This is a genomic window from Halalkalibacter okhensis, assembly GCF_000787375.1.
Classification (GTDB): Bacteria; Bacillota; Bacilli; order Bacillales; family Bacillaceae_D; genus Halalkalibacter; species Halalkalibacter okhensis.
The window spans coordinates 196,035-216,023 of record NZ_JRJU01000002.1 but is presented as its reverse complement, the minus strand read 5'-3'; the positions used below and the strand labels follow the sequence as shown (position 1 = coordinate 216,023).

Here is a 19,989-nt window from a genome sequence, read left to right as displayed (position 1 = left end):
GAGGTTGTAAAATATGACTAAAACAAATCGTTATTACGCAAGATTACCAAAAATTGGGATAAGGCCTACGATTGATGGTAGAAGAAATGGTGTAAGAGAGTCATTAGAAGAAGTTACTATGAACTTAGCGAAATCAGTTTCTGAATTTATTAGTGAAAATCTATCACATTATAACGGTGAAGCTGTAGAATGTGTTATTGCTGATACATGTATTGGTGGGGTAGCTGAAGCTGCTCAGACGGCTGAGAAATTTGCAAAAGAAGGTGTAGGTGTATCGATAACGGTAACTCCATGTTGGTGTTATGGAACAGAAACGATGGACACAGATCCATCAATACCAAAAGCTGTTTGGGGATTTAATGGTACTAATCGTCCTGGTGCTGTTTATTTAGCGGCAGTACTGGCTGCTCATAATCAAAAAGGGTTACCTGCATTTGGTATTTATGGTGAGGATGTCCAAGATGTAGGGGATACTACAATTCCAGATGATGTGCAGGAGAAGCTATTAAAGTTTGCTAAAGCTGGATTAGCTGTAGCTATGATGAAGGGCAAATCTTATTTATCGATGGGATCTGTTTCAATGGGGATTGCTGGAAGTATGATAGATGAGACTTTCTTTCAAGATTACCTTGGAATGAGAAATGAATATATTGATATGACTGAGTTTGTTCGTAGATTAGATAGAGAGATTTATGACAAGGAAGAATATGAAAGAGCACTAAGATGGGTGAAAGAAAATTGCAAGCAAGGTCCTGATAATAACAGCGATGACTTTAAACGAACAGCAGAGCAACATGAAGAAGATTGGGAAACAAGCGTGAAGATGACATTAATTGCAAGAGATCTTATGGTTGGAAATCCTAAACTTGCAGAGTTGGGGTATGGTGAAGAAGCTTTAGGGCACAATGCAATCACTGCAGGTTTTCAAGGTCAACGCCAATGGACAGATCATTTTCCAAATGGTGATTTTATGGAAGCGATTTTAAATTCTTCATTTGATTGGAATGGAACTCGTGCTCCTTATATTTTTGCAACTGAAAACGATAGTTTAAATGCGGTTACAATGTTATTTGGTCATTTGATTACAAATACAGCACAAGTATTTGCGGATGTACGAACGTATTGGAGTCCGGATGCTGTAAAACGTGTTACAGGATATGAGCTGGAAGGGAAAGCAGAAAACGGAATTATTCACCTCATAAATTCCGGTCCTGCAGCACTTGATGGAACAGGACAACAGACAAAAGATGGAAAGCCAGTAATGAAACCATTTTGGGAAATTACAGATGAAGAGGTTCAAAAATGTTTAGATGCAACATTATGGAGACCTGCTTCAACTGAATATTTCCGAGGTGGCGGGTACTCCAGTGATTTCCTAACAAAAGGTGAAATGCCGGTAACAATAGCTCGAATCAACCTTGTAAAAGGTCTAGGTCCAGTGATGCAAATTGCTGAAGGTTATACAATTGACCTCCCGATCGGTGTTCACGATACACTTGATTTACGTACAGATCCAACGTGGCCTACTACTTGGTTTGTTCCAAACCTTACAGGTGAGGGCGTATTCAAAGATGTATACTCTGTTATGAATAATTGGGGAGCAAATCATTGTTCAATGAGCTATGGTCATATTGGAGCTGATTTAATTACTCTAGCGTCTATGCTTCGTATTCCTGTTAATATGCATAACGTTTCAGATGAAAAGATTTTTAGACCAAGTACATGGAGCATGTTTGGCACAGCTGACCGAGAAGGATCTGATTATCGTGCTTGCGAAAGATTTGGACCTTTGTACCGTTAATAGCAAATCCCCTTGGAGCTAAAAGTTCCAGGGGATTCGCTTAATTTAATAGTAGAAAAAGTCAAAAAGAATGGAGGTGAGGTATGTGGGGCCAGTAAAAACGCAAGAAGGACTCCTGGCAGCTAACAGGCAAAAAGAAATTGTGAAATTAACACTACAATCACAGTCTGTGAGAGTTGTTCATTTAAGTAAATTGTTTGGAGTGACGGAAGAGACGATTCGCCGCGACCTTGAAAAATTAGAATCTGAAGGACAATTGAAACGAATCCATGGTGGAGCTGTTCCTTTAAATGATGGTTCAATGGAATTGCCACTTATAGAACGCACGGTTCAAAATATTAATGAAAAAAGGTTAATAGGTCAAAAAGCAGCTGAGTTTGTAGTTGATGGAGATATAATTGCATTAGACTCTAGTACAACTTGTTTAGAGCTTGCAAAAAGCTTAGATAACCAATCTATTCATGTGTTTACAAACGGCTTACCAGTCGTAATGGAGTTAGGGAACAAAACAAGTATGAAGGTTTTGTGTACTGGTGGATTTTTCGATGAAGACCATCACGCTTTTTTTGGTCAAGTTGCAGAACGTTCTATGGAAGGGCACCACATTGATAAATTGTTTCTTTCTTGTAAGGGATATCATGTCGATTGGGGAATGAGTGAAAGTCATGAACAGCAAGCAATGTTGAAAAGGAAACTATTGTTAGTTGCTGATGAAGTCAATTTATTAATAGATAGTAGCAAAATAAATGTTAAGGCTCTTATCAATACAGCTCCATCAGATAGAATTACTAGGATTTTTACAGATAAAGGTGCATTAGCAGCTGATATTAACTTAATAGAAAAACGCGGGATCGAAGTAGTTATTTGTAATTAGGTTTTAATTTGCAATGGAGATCGGGGGGATAATTATGAAAAGTCAAAAATATTCAATCGGTTTAGATTATGGAACTGAATCTGGGAGGGCAGTTTTAGTTGATATCCATACGGGTGAAGAAATTGCTACACATGTAACACCGTATAAAAATGGAGTAATTGAGGAAGGACTCCCTGAATCAAATATAAAGTTAGAACAGCATTATGCATTGCAGGACCCTGAGGATTATTTAGACGTTTTAGCGAAGTCTGTTCCTGAAGTGATAAGATTATCAGGTGTTCATCCAGACGATATAATCGGAATTGGCGTTGATTTTACTTCCTGCACAGTTGTACCAGTAAATGAACAGTTAATGCCTCTTTGTAAAGATTCAAAATGGAAAAATGATCCGCATGCTTGGGTGAAGCTCTGGAAGCACCATGCTGCACAAGATGAGGCAGACAAGATGACTTTACTAGCTTCACAGAGAAATGAAGAGTGGTTAAAAAGATACGGAGGAAAAATTTCATCCGAATGGTTAGTCCCAAAAATATGGCAAGTCCTCGATGAGGCTCCTGATGTCTTTGAAGCAACCGATTTATATCTAGAAGCAGGAGATTGGGTAATTGCACAAATGACCGGTGAAGTTAAACGAAATAGTTGTGCTGCAGGTTATAAAGGAACTTGGCATAAGAGCGATGGACATTTGTCAACAGACTTTTTAAAAGCGCTACATCCAAAACTCGGTAATCTGTATCAAACAAAGTTAAGAGGCGAAGTCGTTTCTCTCGGGTCAAAAGCAGGGGAGTTATCAGAAGAATTTGCCCAATTAATGAATTTAAATCCAGGAACAGCCGTAGCTGTTGGTATCATTGATGCGCATGCAGGAGTTCCAGGTGTTGGGGTAGCAGAACCTGGTAAGATGGTTATGGTTATGGGGACTTCAACCTGTCATATGCTACTCAGTGATAAGGAAGTACTTGTAGAAGGAATTAGCGGAGTAGTTGAAGATGGAATTATCCCAGGTTTGTTTGCTTATGAGGCAGGGCAGGCTGCTGTTGGGGACATTTTTGCTTGGTTTGTGAAGCACAATGTTCCGCGCTATATAGAAGTAGAGGCAGAGAATTTAGGTATTAGTGTTCATGAGCTTTTGGAACAAAAAGCAAATAAGTTACTCCCAGGTCAAAGCGGATTACTTGCACTAGACTGGCATAATGGGAATAGAACCCCTTTAGTAGATACGAGTTTATCTGGTATGATCCTTGGGCAAACACTTTCAACTAAACCAGAGGAAGTCTATCGAGCCTTAATTGAAGCAACTGCATTTGGATCACGTCTTATTATTGACACTTTCCGTGACCAAGGTGTTGAGGTCAATGAATTGTACGCATGTGGAGGCTTGCCACATAGAAATAAACTTTTAATGCAAATTTATGCAGATGTTACTAACATTGAAATAAAAGTATCCGCAACGACATTAACACCTTCTATTGGATCAGCGATGTATGGTGCAGTAGCTGCTGGAGTGGAAAGAGGCGGATATACCTCTGTTATAGAAGCAGCTTCGAAGATGGCTCGGTTAAAAGAAGAGACATTTAAACCTAATCCATCAAACGTGAAAGTGTATGAAGAGCTATATAAAGAATATGTAGCCCTTTATAAACATTTTGGCCGAGAAACTAATTCAACAATGAGAAGAATAAAAGAATTAAAAGATAAGATTAGTAAAAAAACTTATCAAATGATTTAAATGGGGAACCTCATTAATTATTACATTTAAAGCGGGAGGCACGAAAAAAGTGCGTCCCACTTTTAAAAAAATAAAGACTATTTTATCTAAATGTAATATATCAAATTAAACTCGGCGTCATACAATTAAAGGAAAGGATGTTTAAAATGTTAAAAGGAATACCGAGTATTTTGTCACCTGAGTTATTAAAGGTATTAGCGGAGATGGGGCATAGTGATGAGATTGTGTTAGCAGATGGAAACTTCCCTGCTGCTAGTCATAGTCAAAAATTGATTCGGTGCGATGGACATGATATTCCAGATATACTAGAAGCTGTTTTGGAACTGTTCCCTTTAGATTCCTATGTTGAGCAGCCTGGAGCGCTTATGAAAGTAGAGTCTGGTGATAACGTTACTCCGACCATATGGGAAGATTATAAAAAAATTACAAAAGTAGACCTAGAAATGATGGATCGTTTTGATTTTTATGAACGAGCAAAAAAAGCTTATGCTATTGTCGCTACAGGAGAGAGGGCGCTATATGCAAATATCATCTTAAAAAAAGGTGTTGTATCTGAATAATCATTAAAAAGTATATTAAGATTTATGTGTGAAGCAAGACTGATAGTACTTTACATCCTAATTTTTAAAAACGCTTTCAATGTTAAGGACCCAAGTCTATTATTGTTAGTTTCTTCAATTTAATTAGGAGGCGCTAAAAATGAAATCTATCGTAAAGCAAGTTAAAACTTATTATTCTGCACTGTTTGATGAGTACCTACAATTCTTCAAAACTAAGTAATAGTTTTATGTTAGTAATTTAAAAGAAAACATATTATAGGGTAAAAACTCTTGTCTAGAAATTAAGACAAGAGTTTTATTTTTACAAAAATAACCATTTTAAAAGGAAGGTAGCGAAAAGATAAAAAAACTCAAAAACAAAACTTTGTCCAATTTAAAGGGGCTAACATACTTTAATCTATTTGACATTCATCCTCTATTAGAAGAAATGAATGAGTACATTTGCATGTAAATTAGAGACCTCGCAGCCAGTCACCGTTCATCTAATTAAAAAAGTACTTTATCAAAGAGATGGAATGTACTAGAGTTTGGGGTGCAGCGAATAAACCATACATTATTGAGAGTAGTTAAAGGTGTAACAAATTGCTAAAAAAACACATAATAAAAACAGCCATTCCCAGTCAATTAGGAATGGCTGATAATAAGTGTTAGAAATGTAACACGTTAATCTCTGTACGTTGCTGAACATTCATGACTCTTTGCTTTCCAGGGTTTACGTCTAAAATTTAATCAAAGCTTTTATTACATTGGAATCGGCCTTTAACCACTTGGGAAAATCTTTAATCATATCCTCAAATAATGACCAGTGAGTAATATATTTTTGCATATCAAACTCTCTTTTTCTCAGCAAACTATAAACATTTTCGAAATCTTCTATAGTTGCATTCCTACTCCCTATTAAAGTAGTTTCTCGTTTATGAAAATCGGGATTATGAAATTGAATAGTATCCTTAGTTAGACCCACATAAACTAGTTTCCCTCCGTATGAAATATAATCAAATGATTGTTCCATTGATCGTTTATTTCCAGTTGCGTCGAAAACAATATCTGCCATATTACCGTTTGTTATTTTATCAATATGAACTATTGGGTTTAGCTTAGCATCTACAGTGTGTTCAATACCAATCCATTCTTTGCAAAAATCTAGTCGATTACTATTTACATCAACAGCTATAACTTTTGCGCCTACTTCTTTCGCAAAAAGCATAATACCTAATCCAATTGGCCCTGCACCCACAATAACTATAGTATCTCTCTTATTGATTTCCCCTCTGCGAACAGCATGAGCACCAATAGCCAGTGGCTCAAGTAATGCTGCTTCATCATATGATAAGTCATTTACTTGTATAATGTGAGAAATGGGAACGCGAAGATACTCCTGCATTCCTCCATCTTCGTGAACACCTGTTACCTTGAGGTTTTGACAGCAATTAGTTTTTCCTTTTTTACATGTACTACAACTCCCGCAATAATTATAGGGAATGATAGCCACTTTATCGCCAACTTTTAAATTTTGTTCATTGTATCCTATTTCTTCAATAGTGCCAGACAGCTCATGTCCTAACACTCTTGGATAAGTAAAAAATGGCTGCACTCCATTATAAGCATGAAGATCAGTTCCGCAAATTCCTATACGCTTTATTTTGATTATTGCATGGTTTGATAATAAGGCAGGTTTATCTACCTCTACCATTGTAAATTCTCCTGGCTCTTTACAGATAATTTGCTTCAAATCTACTCACCGCCTATTTGAGATATGTATTGATGATATTCTTTATTTCCACTTGGCCACGTATGATTATGAATAGGAGACAACCTTTTACTTACTTCTTCTATTAACTCCATATTCATAGGTTCCTTGAGCCAATTAATATTCTTCAATATATTTTTTTCACTCGCAGTACTTACTAATGTGGTAGGAATTTGACTATTGGAAGTTGAGAATTGAATAGCTAACTTAGCTAAATCTTCCCCATTTTTTTTACAGTATTCTGCTGTTTCTTTACAAACTTTTATAACTCCCTTATCAGCTGGGTGCCATGGGGCTACAGGTCCATCATGAAGTAATCCCATAGATAGGGGAGAGGCATTTACTAAACCAACACCTTTTTCCTCTAGTAGTGGTACTAATTCTAACAATGAAGTATCATTTAACGAGTAATGACAATAGGAGAGTATAACATCTAAAGGAACATCTTCTAATATTCTTGTGAAAGCCGGTAAAGGTAAGGCAGACACTCCGTAGAATCTAATTTTTCCTTCCTTCTTAAGGTATTGTAAGGCAGGAATACCTTCTTCAATAACCTGATTGTAATTACCAAATTCAAAGTCATGTAAAAATAAAATATCTAAGTAATCTGTATGAAGTCTATTTAAACTTTCTTCTACACTAGAAATAATTTTTTTATAGGAGAAGTCGAATTCATCACTTCCGTATCTTCCTGCTTTAGATGATAAAATAATTTTCTCCCTATCTAGCTCTAAAATGGCTTTACCTAAAACGGTCTCAGCTTTTGTTAAACCATAATAAGGTGAAACATCAATATAATTTATTCCATTATCTACGGCTGTTCTTACAGTTTTTATACCTTCTTTATCATTTATTTCTCTAAAAACTGATCCTAGTGAGGAAGCTCCAAAACTTAGAGGTGAAACAGATAAACCAGTATTACCTAAAACTCGATATTCCATAAACCGCACCTACTTTTCTAATTCGTAAAAAATGCTCGCATTTTGGCCAAAGAGTTTATTTATCTCTTCACTGTTTAATGATTCTTCCAAATTTCCCATGACAACATTAACAGTATCATCATAGAAACCTGCCATTAAACAAACAGGCCAATCACTTCCATACATTAATCTATCAATACTAAAAAGCTCTAAAACAGCACGTAAATACGGCTTGAAATCTTTAATTTCCCAGTTTTGTGAAGCTTCGGTTATCATACCAGATGTTTTACAATAAAGGTTTGGATACTTTGATAACCCTTTCATATTATGATACCAAGAATCAAAGTATTTGTTGGAAATGTTTGGTTTACCTATATGATCAATAACACCCCTTAGGTTAGGAACCTTTTCCATTAATTTAATCAGTGTATCTAATTGATCATGTGTAACGAGTAAATCTATAGGCAAATTTATTTCTTCAAAGTATTTAAAAGCTTTTACATATGGAGGAGTCAAAACTACTGTTTCATCTTTCATATCCTGAATCATTACCCTTATGCCTGCAAACTTGGCATATTTCCTATACATATTTAACTTTTCCTTGAAATTATGTTCAGTTAGATCAAGCCAGCCAATAACAGCGGCTACAGTTTCTTCTGTTTTACTTAACTCCAATAAGAAAATAGTTTCATCAATTGTTGGTGCTGCTTGTATCAAAATTGTTTTATTTATATTTTGATTCTTTAAATGGGGTAATAAGTCGGCTGGATAATAATTCCGGTACATTAGCTGATTATCTGGTTTTATCCAACCATAATCTTCTCTATCTATGTTCCAATAGTGCTGGTGTGCGTCGATTCGCATAAAATTCCTCCTTTCACTTCTTCTTTAATAATATCAGTTAAATTAAGTTTTAATAATTGCTTAAAGTGATAAATTTATACCTTTTTTTGATATAATTTGATTAAAAAAATAAAGAGGTGAGAACTATTACTGTTTTAAGAAAAAAGATTAATTCTGATCTGGAAATTCCATTTATGTTAATTGATAAAGATACAAAACAGCCTGAACAAGAACTGCCTACGCACTTACATGATTGGCACGAAATGATCTTTATTCATAAGGGAAAAGGGGATTTTTATATTCATAATCAGTTTTATCAAGTCATGTCAGGAGATCTAATAATTATCCCGCAAAACACTGTACATTTTGCTAATCCCGATTCTACACAGCTAATTACATCTACAGTTATTTATTTCCATCCAAAACTTCTGGAATTTTTGCAAGGGATTGACCAGCCTATGTTTCTAAATCTTTTAAACAGCCAAGAGCATTTTATTTATACTATATCAACAAATCAAATTGTAATAATCGAGAATTTGCTTTTTCGGATTAAAGAGGAAATTTTCACTCAAAACGCTGACTTTAAAATGGCCATTTTACTTTTACTTCAAATGTTATTAGTATTTGTATATCGTCATTCGGTACCTACTAAAGACAAAGAAGAAGTTTCTCAAATCCATTGGTTAAATGAAAGTGTCAATTATATTACTAATAATTTTCAATCTTCTTTGTCATTAACTTTATTAGCAAAACAAGCTTCTGTTTCACCTCCCCATTTTAGTAGGGTATTTAAGAAACAAATGGGCGTAAATGTAAAAGAATTTATTATAACCAAAAGAATCTCTTATATTAAAAAGAAACTAAGAGAAAGCAATGAAACAGTAGAGACAATTGCAAAAAAAGCTGGCTTCATAAGTATGCCGTATTTTTTTCGAACCTTTAAAAAATATACAGGAGTAACCCCAGATAACTTTCGAAATAGAATAAATTAAATTCAAACAGGTGAAGTAAAGATGCAATTTTTTTTCTTATGGAAGTGGTTAAATAAGGTCCACTAATGTCATTAAATTCTATACAATTCAACCGAATACTACGTGTAATTTAATTAAAGAAGACATTCATTTGGTTGAGCTAGTAGGAAAAGTAATTAGTTGAATTGGTTGACGTGTTCCATTTTATTTGCACCAAAATAGAGTACAAGTGATATGGAACGTATAGGTGGAATTAAAGATCATTATGTAATAGGGAAGTGTGGAGATAATAGAATTAACAACTTGTAAGGATCACATTCATATCTTGGTTAGTATCCCACATAAAATAAGTGTGTCTTCTTTAATTGCATATCTAAAAGGAAAAACAGTCGTCCTTATAGACATTTGAATTTGAAGTATAGATATATGAGATTCGGAAATTTTGTGTGCTATATATAGATATGGTGATCAAAATTGTTTTTAAGATGTGAATTTTATAGTTTGAAAAGGAAAAATGGTTTTGAAAATGGGCGTGGAAAACCTAGATTCGATGAAATCGTAGAATAAGAATGACAGAAAGGAGGGTTTCCATTGCTAGGAACATTATTGATGATGGGGTTGTTTATAGTGGTAGGTATGTTCTTTTTTGCAGGGAAGGGCTCCTTTTTGATTGCCGGATTCAATACTTTGCCAAAAGAAGAAAAAGAGAAATATGATACCGTGGCTTTATGTAAGTTCATGGGGAAGATGATGTTTGCTTTGGCTTTTAGCCAGATTTTTTGGATACTTAGTGACCTGCTAGAAATAAGGTGGTTGTTTATTATAGGACTTGTGTTATTTTTAGGGATTGTTGGATTTATCCTTTTTTATGTTAATACGGGGAATCGATTTAAAAATAGATAAATTACTTCTAGGAGTGCCTTTATGAATGAGATCGTTATAAAAGAGTTACGAAAAAAACAGTTTCTTACAGTGAATCTTCTTATTATTGCCTATTTTGCTATTATAGCTCCAGTTATTTCTATATTGGATGCATCTAGATTAACAGTGTTGCTTGTCTTTATTGTTTTTATGGGGATATCTTGCTTTCATACTTGGAGAGAATTGGGAGGGAAAAAGTCTCATTTGTTTGCATGGACAAGGCAATTAGCAGCTTACGAGAAAGAAAAACTAGGCCGGGAATGGGTAAAGTCAAAACAAACCGAGCTTACATCGAAACTATTTTTAATCGTCTTATTTGGATTTCAGTTGTTACTTGCTAATCCAAGAGAGCCTTTTATTCCTTTAGAAATAGGTCTATCAATTTGGCTTCTTTTTCTTCTTGCTCTTCTATTATTGATGAATATTAGCCTTTATTTTAGAAATCGTAAAATCGATCGTTTGTCTACGAATGAATTACAAGGCTTTACAAAGAAAGAAAATGGCATTGGTTTAATAGTTGGAGTAATGTTATCAATAGTGATCGTTTTTACGATTTTGTTTTTGGTAAGTAGGTAATGTGCAATTCATGCAATTTCAGATGAACTGATAACATAGCAGCTCTGCTCGTTACGTACTTTGAGAGGAGAAATTCAATATTTTGAAGTTTTTGGAAGGGTGTGGAGACGCCACTTTTAGCTTAGGGGATGTCCTAAAAGGTCTGGTTTTGACCGTTGGGCATCCCCTTTAAATTAACTAACTTAAAATCTTATTCAAACATTAATGCTTAAACACATGCTGCCCGATGACAACCGCTGTTTGTCTGGTATCTAGCCAGCGGTTTGTAGCGATATCTGGGTTATAGAAGAATAATGAATCTTCGGTTATATCTCTCATGTCTGTTAATGCAGCATCAACTGCTTCGATGGATTCCTCATCAGCTGGTTTATCGATTTGGCCATTTGCAACAGGTTCAAATTGCCCAGGCTCATAGATAACTTCTTTTATCGTATCAGGAAATTGCTTGCTTTCCATTCGATTTAAGACGACATCCGCTACCGCTACTTTTCCTTCAAAGGGTTCAGTTTGAGCTTCGGCTCTTACGATTCTAGCAAGTAAATCTAGTTCTTTTTCTGAGAGATCGTTCGTGTTATCACTTCTTATTTCTTTCGTTTGTTCGAGGGCTTGCTCTTTTTTATGTAATTGAATATGTTGTCCTTCATAGATTTTGTCTAGATTGGTGATTTGTGGGTTGGCTTTAGATAGTTCTTCTAACGTTAATCCATGCTCTTTTGCTATGTTCGTCATGGTGTCTCCTTTTTGAACGGTATAGGCAAACGTAGTTTCAGCAATACATAGAGCTGCTAGTAATGTTAATAGAAAAATGAACTTCTTCATAGAAATAGTGTCCTCCTAGTGTGTATGTTTATTGATCGCTTGCTTGTCTATCACTATCCCTATGAGAGGATAAAGAAGAATAGTATTACAATCTGTTTACATAGAGATTACAAAGAATTGTGCTCGGTATAGCAAAGAAATCCACAAACTAAGTATCTATGTAAATTTTTTAAGTCATTTTGACAATTATTATTGTCAAAATCAAAATGACTATGATCATATATATTAATGGCAAGGTAGGTGGAAAAAAGTGTTAAAGAACCGTTTGAAAGAACTGCGTGCTCGCGATGGCTATAATCAAACAACCTTAGCAAAAAAAATTAACGTATCTCGGCAAACGATTAGTTTAATTGAACGTGGGGATTATGCGCCTTCGGTAACAATTGCACTAGCTTTAGCCAATTTATTTGAGGTGGCAGTAGAAGATATTTTTCAGCTGGAAGGAGAGGGTAACAATGAAGAATAGTAAGATGAAAATGATTTTAATAATGATAGGGTCGGCGATAGTAGGTTTTTTTGCAACCTATTTCGGATTGGTCTTACAAGATGCCAATCTAGTGTTGAATAGAGAATGGGTTATGCAAGTCATTTTATACAGTTCGATCGTCTTGTATTTTGTGTTGATGGTCCTGTTTGTTGTCACTCGCCAACAATTGAAAAAAGAAAAGTCCATTCTTGATGAAGATGAGAAGGAAGCATACATTATGAATAAAGTAACAAACTTAGTTGGGTACAGTTCATTTATGCAATTATTAAGTATTCTCATTTTTGCATTAACCTTGATTCATGTAATGAATTCAGATGGATTGAGCCATCTCATTTTCCTCGTGGTGGCGTGGATTTTCCTCTGGGTGTCAAATCTATTCATTCGATTTAGCTTCAAAGAAAACAATAATTATCTTCCAGATATGAAATACTTCTATAAAAAGAATGAATCAATCACGAAATATGTAAGTCGTTTGGATGAAGCGCAGAAACTCCACGTTTATAGATATTGTTTCTCGATCGTAGAAAAAATGAAAATACTCTTTCTTGCCGCTTTTGGAATAGCTGTCTTTGTCACAATCATATTTGATCTCACACCGCACTTGCTACTTGGAATCATGTTGTTGTGGTTGATCTTCCAATTGATCACCATTCTTGAAAGTAAAAAGGTGAGGGTTTGAGAATAATAGTCATTTGATTATTGAGGTGATGTTATGTGGAATATTTCGAAAGAAGCAAAAGACAAATTTGTAAAAAGTCATCTCATTCGGTATGCGAACCCAAAAGAGCTAGCCGCAATCATTAATCGAGTATTGTCAAAAATAAAAATAACCGAAGAAAATGAAATGATGGTTCATGTATATGTTAATCATTTTTACAAAGAAGGAATATTAGAAAATGCAAATGATTGAAAAGTATCGCACAGTCATTGATTAATCACATTATGGGTGTCTGTCAAATACAAAGTGACGGCACCCATTATTAAAATCCTATTCAATGGAACTTACTTTCATCTTTTAAAATACTATTTTAACCGTAATTCATATAAATGAATTACGGTTTGTTTAGGCTTTGATAAATAAAAGCATAGTCGAGAGTTATTGTTGAAACGAGGAAAGTCCTTTAGTGGCAAGATTAATCATCAATTCAGCCATCTCTTTTGGCGATTCTTTTAACCCGTTTTTCAGCCAGTGTTGGACAAGGTGAATACTACCATTCGCGATAAAGAGACTTAAATATTCAATGTTAACGGGAATGAAATGCTTATCTTGAATCAAGGATTTTAATAAATGCTGATGTGCTAGCATCATGACTTTTTTTTGGAAAGTCGGATTTCCGTGTTCACTGAATAGCGTTTGGCAGCTTTCACTATTTTTAACAATGTATTCTAACAATTTCTCGGTCATCTGTATGGCTTCTTCATTTTTGGTGTAGTTGTAAGAGGACAAGGTTTGGTTCATGTCTTCGATAATGCCGTCCTCGATTTGGTAAAGAAGATCATATAAATCTTTGTAATGAGAATAGAAAGTCGAGCGATTAATATCTGCTAGTTCGCATAATTCTTTAATCGTAATGTTGGTTAAAGGCTTTTGTTTCAATAACTTCATAAAGCTTTCTTTTAACACCATTTGCGTGTATTTAATACGTCTATCTAATTTGGTACTCAACTGACTCACCCTTTGTTTTTGACAATTTTGTTGGGAATCCATCACATTGCATCTGGGTGTTGGATATGTAACATAAGATATCGAACTGTTTGTTGATTATCCTACACAGTGTCATTATACTTAGACATTAGTTACGATTCAAGGAGTTGTTCAGTCATGCTAGACATAGCTGCAAAAATAATGAAATACAAAAAATCGATAGTAATAGTTTTTATGCTATTAACTGTGTTTAGTGCAATCGCTCAGTTTTTTGTTTCAATCAATTACAATATGAGTGAATACATGCCCGAAGATACTCCGTCGACAAAAGCCATTGAGGTGATGGAACAGGAATTTGATACTCCACTATCTAATGCGCAAGTGATGATTCGGGATGTGTCTGTGCAAGAGGCGCTAGAATATAAAGAAAGGCTCGAGGAGATTGACGGGGTTTCAGACGTGGTCTGGCTCGATCAAGCCCTCGATGTAAAAACGCCATTAGAAATGGCAGAAAAAGAGTTAGTAGAGACGTATTATAAGGACAATCATGCCCTTCTTTCGATGACGGTACGAGAAGGGGATGAGGTAGCGGTTACTGATGCTATTTATGAGTTGATCGGTGAGGAAAATGCAATGGCTGGAGAAGCGGCAGATACAGCAGTTGCTCAGAGCATGGCAGCAAATGAATCATTGTATGCAGCTTTGTTGTTAGTTCCACTCATTATTATTATTCTTGTTATCTCAACAACCTCTTGGGTGGAGCCATTATTTTTCCTTACGGCGATTGGTGTTTCTGTCCTAATAAATTTAGGGACAAATATTTTTATTGGTGAAATTTCGTTCGTCACTCAATCTGTTAGTCCTATTTTGCAATTAGCGGTTTCGTTAGATTATGCTGTTTTCCTGCTTCATAGTTTTGCTCATTATCGAAAGAAGACAACGAATCCTGAAGAGGCGATGCAACTCGCGATTAAAAAATCGTTCCCGGCGATAGCAGCAAGTGCTGCAACTACTTTCTTTGGTTTCTTGGCTCTTACATTTATGCAGTTTGAAATTGGAGCTGATTTAGGTGTCAACCTTGTTAAAGGGATATTATTAAGCTTCATTAGTGTAATGGTGTTTTTGCCAGCATTAACGGTTGTGTTTTATAAATGGATCGATAAAACACAGCATAAGCCATTTGTACCAAGTACCTTTTCAATTGGCAAGGGAGTTTTGAAGGTTAGATTTGTGAGTTTGCTCGTTGTGGGGCTACTTCTTGTTCCTAGTTTTTTAGCGCAACAAGAAACGGCATTTATTTATGGAAATGGCGAACAACCAGAAACAACCCGTCTTGGCAGTGACATTCTAGCTATTGATGAGGTGTTTGGGCGAACGACTCCGATTGTGATTCTTGTTCCAAAAGGCGATGTCGCTAGAGAGGTAGCGTTGGAACAAGATTTAGAAGAGGTTCAACACGTCGCAAATGTTATTTCCTATAATCAAGCAGTGAGTCCAGCGATTCCGCCGGAGTACCTAGATCCATCGATTACAGAGCAGTTTCATTCGGAGAATTACAGTCAGATCATTCTGTATACGGAAACGGAAAATGAAGGGGATCTTGCCTTCGGTGTCGTGGAAACTGTTCGTGAACTTGCGGCATCTTATTATGGTGATGAAGCGTTAGCCCTCGGAGAGAGTGTTGCCTTGTATGATATGAAAACGACGATTCAAAGAGATAATGTAGTCGTGAACATTTTGACCATTGTTGCTATTGGTATTGTCTTGATTTTTACGTTTAGATCCATTTCTTTGCCTGTTATCTTATTGCTGACGATACAAGCAGCCGTATGGGTGAATCTTTCTGTACCATATTTTACTGATACTCCATTAGTCTTTGTCGGCTATTTGGTGGTAAGTACTGTACAGCTTGCGGCAACGGTTGATTATGCAATCCTTTTTACCGAAAATTATCTTGAGAATCGAAAAGAAATGCCTGCTAAGCAATCGATAATCAAAACGTTAAATGAGAAAACATTCTCTATTTCAATCTCAGCAGCCATTTTATCTTGTGTCGGTTTTATCTTATGGATTACATCTAGTAACCCCATTGTTGCATCAATTGGATTGCTGCTTGGTAGAGGGGCGTTACTTGCCTTTATTTTGGTGCTCTTTTTCCTACCAGCAGTACTTCTTGTGTTCGATAAGGTGATTGGGAAAACAACCGTAAAAGCAAACTTTTTTAGGGGGGATAAATGATGAAAAAAAGAATAATGTTCATTCTTTTAGCGATGCTCCTTGTCTTTCCTTATCATATAGGAAATGCCAATGGCAGTGGCGGTGCAACTTCCAAAGATGAAGTTGTATACGGAAGCTTAAGTGCCAATGGTACGCTAAATGAATTATATGTTGTAAATATGCTAGATGTAACAGAACCTGGCCGCATTATCGATTACGGAGAATACACGGCCATTCGCAATTTAACGGACTTAACCGAAATAGAACAAGACGAAGATGAGGTACAAATTGATGCCTCATCAGGTTGGTTCTACTATCAAGGAAATATGGATAACCAAGAACTGCCATGGGATATCGATATTTCCTATATGCTTGATGGGGAAGAAATTCAGCCAGATGAGTTAGCAGGAGAAGAGGGACGTTTGCTACTAACAATTAAAACAGCAAAGAATGAGCGAATAGACCCTGATTTTTTTGAAAACTATACAATGCAAATTTCACTTACTCTTAATACCGAGGTTATCAGCAATATCCAGGCGCCGGATGCGACGATTGCGAATGTAGGGAAGAAAAGACAATTAACGTATACGGTCATGCCTGATAGCGAGGGGGATATTCGTTTTCTTGCGGATGTCGTTAACTTTGAAATGGAAGGAATTGATATTTCAGCAATACCGTTATCCATGGCTCTTGATAATCTAGAGACAGACGAAATGACGAGCGAGATGCGGACATTAAGCGATGCTATTCAAGAAGTCAATAAAGGTGTATCTGAATTAAACACAGGTGTGTCTGAATTGAATGATGGTGTTCAAAGCTTGAACTCGGGGTCTCGACAATACGGGGCAGGGATGAATGAAATAAAAGGTGCTTCTTCTGAAATCACGGGTGCGTCTCGCAAGATTAATGAGTCTCTGGCCCTTTTAAATAAGGAACTTAGCGGCTCGACAGGTGAGATGGATTTGAGTGATTTAGCACAATTGCCAGCAGGGTTGTCGCTTATTGCAGATGGACTTGATGAGGTTTCTAGTGGGTTAGACGAGTTAAACACTCATTACTCTTCGGCACTTTCCGCATTAGATGGAACAATGGATAATATACCAGCTCCTAATGTTACCGAAGAAGACATTCAGCAATTGTATGAAAGCGGAGCAAATCCAGATACAATTGAACAATTAGTCGAAGTGAATGTTGCTGCTCAAACAGCAAAGGGAACGTATGAGCAAGTGAAAGAAGCTTTCGTTGCGGTTGGCCCAGCATTAGAAGGAACATGCGGTGCTGTAAATGAAATAAGCAACCAATTACGTACGATGGCAAGTGAGCTGCTTGTCGCTTTTGAAAGTATGGAAGGGTTGGACGGTTTAGCTGAATTAGAAGAGGGAATTGGCTTGCTCGCAAACAATTATGGTGAGTTTCATGCAGGGCTCATATCTTACACAGATGGAGTTGCTCAGCTAGCGGACTCTTACAACGACATTGCTACAGGGTTTGGTGAAGTCGCGAATGGGACGTCCGAGCTAAATAACGGTGTCGAAGAGCTTCATGATGGAACGGCAGAATTAGCTGATTCTACAAATGACTTACCAGAAAAGATGCAAGAAGAGATTGATGCAATGAGAGAACAATTCGATAAATCTGATTTTGAACCCGTATCGTTTGTATCCCCTAAAAATACAAACGTGGCTTCTGTTCAATTTATTTTAAAAACAGAACCAATTGAATTAGAAGTGGAAGAAAACATTACTTTAGTTGAAGAAGAAGAAGTAAGCTTTTGGGAGCGACTCAAACGTTTGTTTATGTAATGGGACGGGAGGTACGGTGTCCCAGTTAAGGCTTGATATTCACGTATAATTGATTTTATAATCGTAAAAAATCAAGCAGCACCTAAGAGAATTTTTTAGGTGCTGCTTTTTCAATCGTTCAGCTAGACGACTAATCTAATAGCTATCTAGATAAACCTGTTTAAATGATGGATAAATGTAAGCATATGATCGAAAAAGTTTGAAAACCCTTGTTTTACTTCTTCGATCCTGACCGCGCTCGGTTCGGTTTAGAGCTGTGTTGATGAAGCGTTTTAAAATGAAAAAAGGTAGCTACCTCGGTGATAGCTACCTTAACTTGTTAAGGACTGAAGACTTTCTTTGTACGTTGTTTAAATTAAAGCTCTTCTGTCTGCTCGTGATCACTCTTTTTCCAGTGCTCAACATTCTTAAGTCCAGGGATGCTGCTTGCTAAAAATGTAGGATTCTTCCCAGCTTTTCGTTGCTTCCCGTAATCCGATAAGGCGGCAAAGGCAAACTTACCTAAAAGGAAGATCACCAAAATATTCATTAGTGCCATCAGACCCATTGTGAAGTCTGCCATATCCCATACAAGATAAAATTCAGCAACTGCTCCAAATAGAACCATTCCAACAACAGCTAAACGATAAATCATAATCGAAAGTTTACTCTTCTTAATAAACTCAATATTCGTTTCACCGTAATAATAGTTCCCGATGATAGAGCTAAAGGCAAATAAGAAAATAGCAATCGCTATAAACGTACTAGCCCATGATCCGATTTGTGATGCTAATGCATTTTGAGTTAATTCAATACCGACCATACCATTAGCGAAATCGCCTGAAATGAGGATAATAAATGCTGTTGCACTACAAATAATTAAGGTATCGACAAATACCCCTAATGATTGAATGAGACCTTGTTTCGCTGGGTGACTAACGTTTGCTGTTGCGGCTGCATTAGGGGCACTACCCATACCAGCTTCGTTTGAAAACAATCCACGCTTAATCCCCATCATCATAGCAGCGCCAACACCACCGCCAATTGCTTGTTCTAACCCAAAGGCACTTTCAATAATCAGAACAAACACACTTGGAATAGCAGTTAGGTTCATAACAATGACGATGAGCGCAACAAATAAATAAATTAAGGCCATAACAGGAACAATAACAGCCGTTACTTTAGCAATTCGGTGGACTCCACCAAAAATAATAATCGCTGTCAGAACGGCAACAATAATTCCAACGATTAACGTGTCAGAACCAAAAGCACTGTTCATCGCAAGTGAAATTGTGTTGGATTGAACCGAGTTAAAAACAAGTCCAAAACAGAACGTAATTAACACCGCAAAAATAATGCCAAGCCATCTGGCACCTAAAGCTTTTTCCATATAATAAGCTGGTCCGCCTCGAAAGCTATCTCCGTCTTTCACTTTATAAATTTGCGCTAACGTACTTTCGATAAAAGCTGTCGCTGACCCTAATAGAGCAATAAGCCACATCCAAAAAATGGCACCTGGTCCTCCGAGAGCGATAGCTGAGGCAACACCTGCTAAGTTTCCAGTTCCTACCCTTGAGGCAGTACTGATACAAAAGGCTTGAAAGCTTGAGACCGTTTTCTTACCAGACGTTATCGTTTCTTTGTCCGTTAAAAGACGAAACATCTCACCAATATACTTGAACTGAACAAAGCCTGAAGCAATAGTAAAGTAAGCACCGGCTAAGATTAACAAAGCAATTAATAGGTAGCTCCACAGTATGTCGTTCCCTACTGAAACGATGTTTTCAATAAAACTCATGTAGTAATCTCTCCTCAGTTTAAAAGTTTATTACAATAGTAAATCCGTAACGAGCAACTCTATTAGTATAATAGTAAAAGTGAGTTAAATCTAGCAGGAATAAATAATCCCTTGTTTCACTAAAAAAAGACGTACTACTTTAGTGAAAAAGGTGAAAGATTAAGTATGGAACGGTTTGTTCCATTGACGGTATTTTTTGATATAATAGTAGCACCTATAAAAACCGTTATAATTAGAATTTGAGTTTTCTCTTTTAATGTAAGTGCACTCTATTAGATGTAAAAACAATCAACTTTG

The 19,989-nt window shown here is 36.3% G+C and carries 18 protein-coding genes and 1 pseudogene; 13 read left to right on the top strand and 6 right to left on the bottom strand.

What is annotated here, in order from left to right; all coding sequences use genetic code 11:
- Nucleotides 1-13 precede the first annotated feature (13 nt).
- The 4 genes from LQ50_RS02710 (at nucleotide 14) to fucU (ending at nucleotide 4,964) form a co-directional block, all read left to right on the top strand.
- A complete protein-coding gene (locus tag LQ50_RS02710; protein WP_034625845.1) occupies nucleotides 14-1,801 on the top strand; it encodes an L-fucose isomerase in 1,788 nt (595 codons plus the stop codon).
- 85 nt (nucleotides 1,802-1,886) lie between these two features.
- Nucleotides 1,887-2,675: a DeoR/GlpR family DNA-binding transcription regulator gene (locus tag LQ50_RS02705; RefSeq protein ID WP_034625843.1), complete on the top strand. Its 789-nt coding sequence runs from the start codon at nucleotides 1,887-1,889 to the stop codon at nucleotides 2,673-2,675.
- A 34-nt stretch (nucleotides 2,676-2,709) separates the two neighbouring features.
- The gene (locus tag LQ50_RS02700; protein WP_034625841.1) at nucleotides 2,710-4,404 is read left to right on the top strand and encodes a ribulokinase; all 1,695 of its coding nucleotides are present in this window, start codon (nucleotides 2,710-2,712) and stop codon (nucleotides 4,402-4,404) included.
- 146 nt (nucleotides 4,405-4,550) lie between these two features.
- A complete protein-coding gene (gene fucU, locus LQ50_RS02695) occupies nucleotides 4,551-4,964 on the top strand; it encodes an L-fucose mutarotase (RefSeq protein ID WP_034625839.1) in 414 nt (137 codons plus the stop codon).
- A 718-nt stretch (nucleotides 4,965-5,682) separates the two neighbouring features.
- Here the strand turns inward: fucU and LQ50_RS02690 are convergent.
- Genes LQ50_RS02690 through LQ50_RS02680 form a run of 3 tightly spaced genes read right to left on the bottom strand, consistent with a single transcriptional unit; the run spans nucleotide 5,683 to nucleotide 8,498 of the window.
- Nucleotides 5,683-6,696 carry a zinc-binding alcohol dehydrogenase family protein gene (locus LQ50_RS02690; protein ID WP_034625836.1) on the bottom strand — a complete coding sequence of 338 codons (1,014 nt, stop codon included), beginning with the start codon at nucleotides 6,694-6,696 and terminating at the stop codon, nucleotides 5,683-5,685.
- A gap of 2 nt (nucleotides 6,697-6,698) precedes the next feature.
- Complete coding sequence (locus LQ50_RS02685; protein WP_034625834.1) at nucleotides 6,699-7,655, bottom strand: aldo/keto reductase; 957 nt, start codon at nucleotides 7,653-7,655, stop codon at nucleotides 6,699-6,701.
- A 9-nt stretch (nucleotides 7,656-7,664) separates the two neighbouring features.
- Nucleotides 7,665-8,498 (bottom strand): amidohydrolase family protein, encoded by an 834-nt coding sequence (locus LQ50_RS02680; RefSeq protein WP_034625831.1) that lies wholly within the window; start codon nucleotides 8,496-8,498, stop codon nucleotides 7,665-7,667.
- Nucleotides 8,499-8,671: 173 nt separating this feature from the next.
- Here LQ50_RS02680 and LQ50_RS02675 point away from each other — a divergent pair, with 173 nt between their 5' ends.
- The 4 genes and pseudogenes from LQ50_RS02675 to LQ50_RS02665 all read left to right on the top strand — a co-directional run bounded on the left by LQ50_RS02675 (nucleotide 8,672) and on the right by LQ50_RS02665 (nucleotide 10,945).
- Nucleotides 8,672-9,469: a helix-turn-helix domain-containing protein gene (locus tag LQ50_RS02675; RefSeq protein ID WP_034625826.1), complete on the top strand. Its 798-nt coding sequence runs from the start codon at nucleotides 8,672-8,674 to the stop codon at nucleotides 9,467-9,469.
- A gap of 259 nt (nucleotides 9,470-9,728) precedes the next feature.
- Nucleotides 9,729-9,874, top strand: a pseudogene (locus LQ50_RS24805) (transposase); the annotation flags it as partial.
- A 165-nt stretch (nucleotides 9,875-10,039) separates the two neighbouring features.
- Nucleotides 10,040-10,351 (top strand): DUF3784 domain-containing protein, encoded by a 312-nt coding sequence (locus LQ50_RS02670; RefSeq protein WP_034625824.1) that lies wholly within the window; start codon nucleotides 10,040-10,042, stop codon nucleotides 10,349-10,351.
- Nucleotides 10,352-10,372: 21 nt separating this feature from the next.
- Nucleotides 10,373-10,945, top strand: coding sequence for a hypothetical protein (locus tag LQ50_RS02665; RefSeq protein WP_034625817.1), 573 nt, complete (start codon nucleotides 10,373-10,375; stop codon nucleotides 10,943-10,945).
- 201 nt (nucleotides 10,946-11,146) lie between these two features.
- On the opposite strand, the gene LQ50_RS02660 is transcribed toward LQ50_RS02665, so the two are convergent.
- Nucleotides 11,147-11,764, bottom strand: a complete 618-nt coding sequence (locus LQ50_RS02660; RefSeq protein ID WP_034625812.1) for a cell wall hydrolase — start codon at nucleotides 11,762-11,764, stop codon at nucleotides 11,147-11,149.
- Between the two features lie 250 nt (nucleotides 11,765-12,014).
- Between LQ50_RS02660 and LQ50_RS02655 the strand changes: the two genes are divergently transcribed.
- The 3 genes from LQ50_RS02655 to LQ50_RS02645 are packed head-to-tail and all read left to right on the top strand — an operon-like array spanning nucleotide 12,015 to nucleotide 13,161.
- Complete coding sequence (locus LQ50_RS02655; protein WP_034625810.1) at nucleotides 12,015-12,230, top strand: helix-turn-helix transcriptional regulator; 216 nt, start codon at nucleotides 12,015-12,017, stop codon at nucleotides 12,228-12,230.
- Nucleotides 12,220-12,930 carry a DUF3169 family protein gene (locus LQ50_RS02650; RefSeq protein WP_034625808.1) on the top strand — a complete coding sequence of 237 codons (711 nt, stop codon included), beginning with the start codon at nucleotides 12,220-12,222 and terminating at the stop codon, nucleotides 12,928-12,930. The genes LQ50_RS02655 and LQ50_RS02650 overlap by 11 nt, the downstream gene beginning before the upstream one ends.
- 33 nt (nucleotides 12,931-12,963) lie before the next feature.
- Nucleotides 12,964-13,161 (top strand): hypothetical protein, encoded by a 198-nt coding sequence (locus tag LQ50_RS02645; RefSeq protein WP_034625806.1) that lies wholly within the window; start codon nucleotides 12,964-12,966, stop codon nucleotides 13,159-13,161.
- A gap of 186 nt (nucleotides 13,162-13,347) precedes the next feature.
- On the opposite strand, the gene LQ50_RS02640 is transcribed toward LQ50_RS02645, so the two are convergent.
- A complete protein-coding gene (locus LQ50_RS02640; protein ID WP_308417912.1) occupies nucleotides 13,348-13,926 on the bottom strand; it encodes a TetR/AcrR family transcriptional regulator in 579 nt (192 codons plus the stop codon).
- Between the two features lie 147 nt (nucleotides 13,927-14,073).
- On the opposite strand from LQ50_RS02640, the gene LQ50_RS02635 reads away from it, so the two are divergent.
- Nucleotides 14,074-16,134: an efflux RND transporter permease subunit gene (locus LQ50_RS02635; protein ID WP_034625801.1), complete on the top strand. Its 2,061-nt coding sequence runs from the start codon at nucleotides 14,074-14,076 to the stop codon at nucleotides 16,132-16,134.
- Nucleotides 16,134-17,915 (top strand): YhgE/Pip domain-containing protein, encoded by a 1,782-nt coding sequence (locus LQ50_RS02630; protein ID WP_237563627.1) that lies wholly within the window; start codon nucleotides 16,134-16,136, stop codon nucleotides 17,913-17,915. The genes LQ50_RS02635 and LQ50_RS02630 overlap by 1 nt, the downstream gene beginning before the upstream one ends.
- A gap of 355 nt (nucleotides 17,916-18,270) precedes the next feature.
- On the opposite strand, the gene LQ50_RS02625 is transcribed toward LQ50_RS02630, so the two are convergent.
- Nucleotides 18,271-19,692 carry an alanine/glycine:cation symporter family protein gene (locus LQ50_RS02625; RefSeq protein ID WP_034625794.1) on the bottom strand — a complete coding sequence of 474 codons (1,422 nt, stop codon included), beginning with the start codon at nucleotides 19,690-19,692 and terminating at the stop codon, nucleotides 18,271-18,273.
- Nucleotides 19,693-19,989 lie beyond the last annotated feature (297 nt).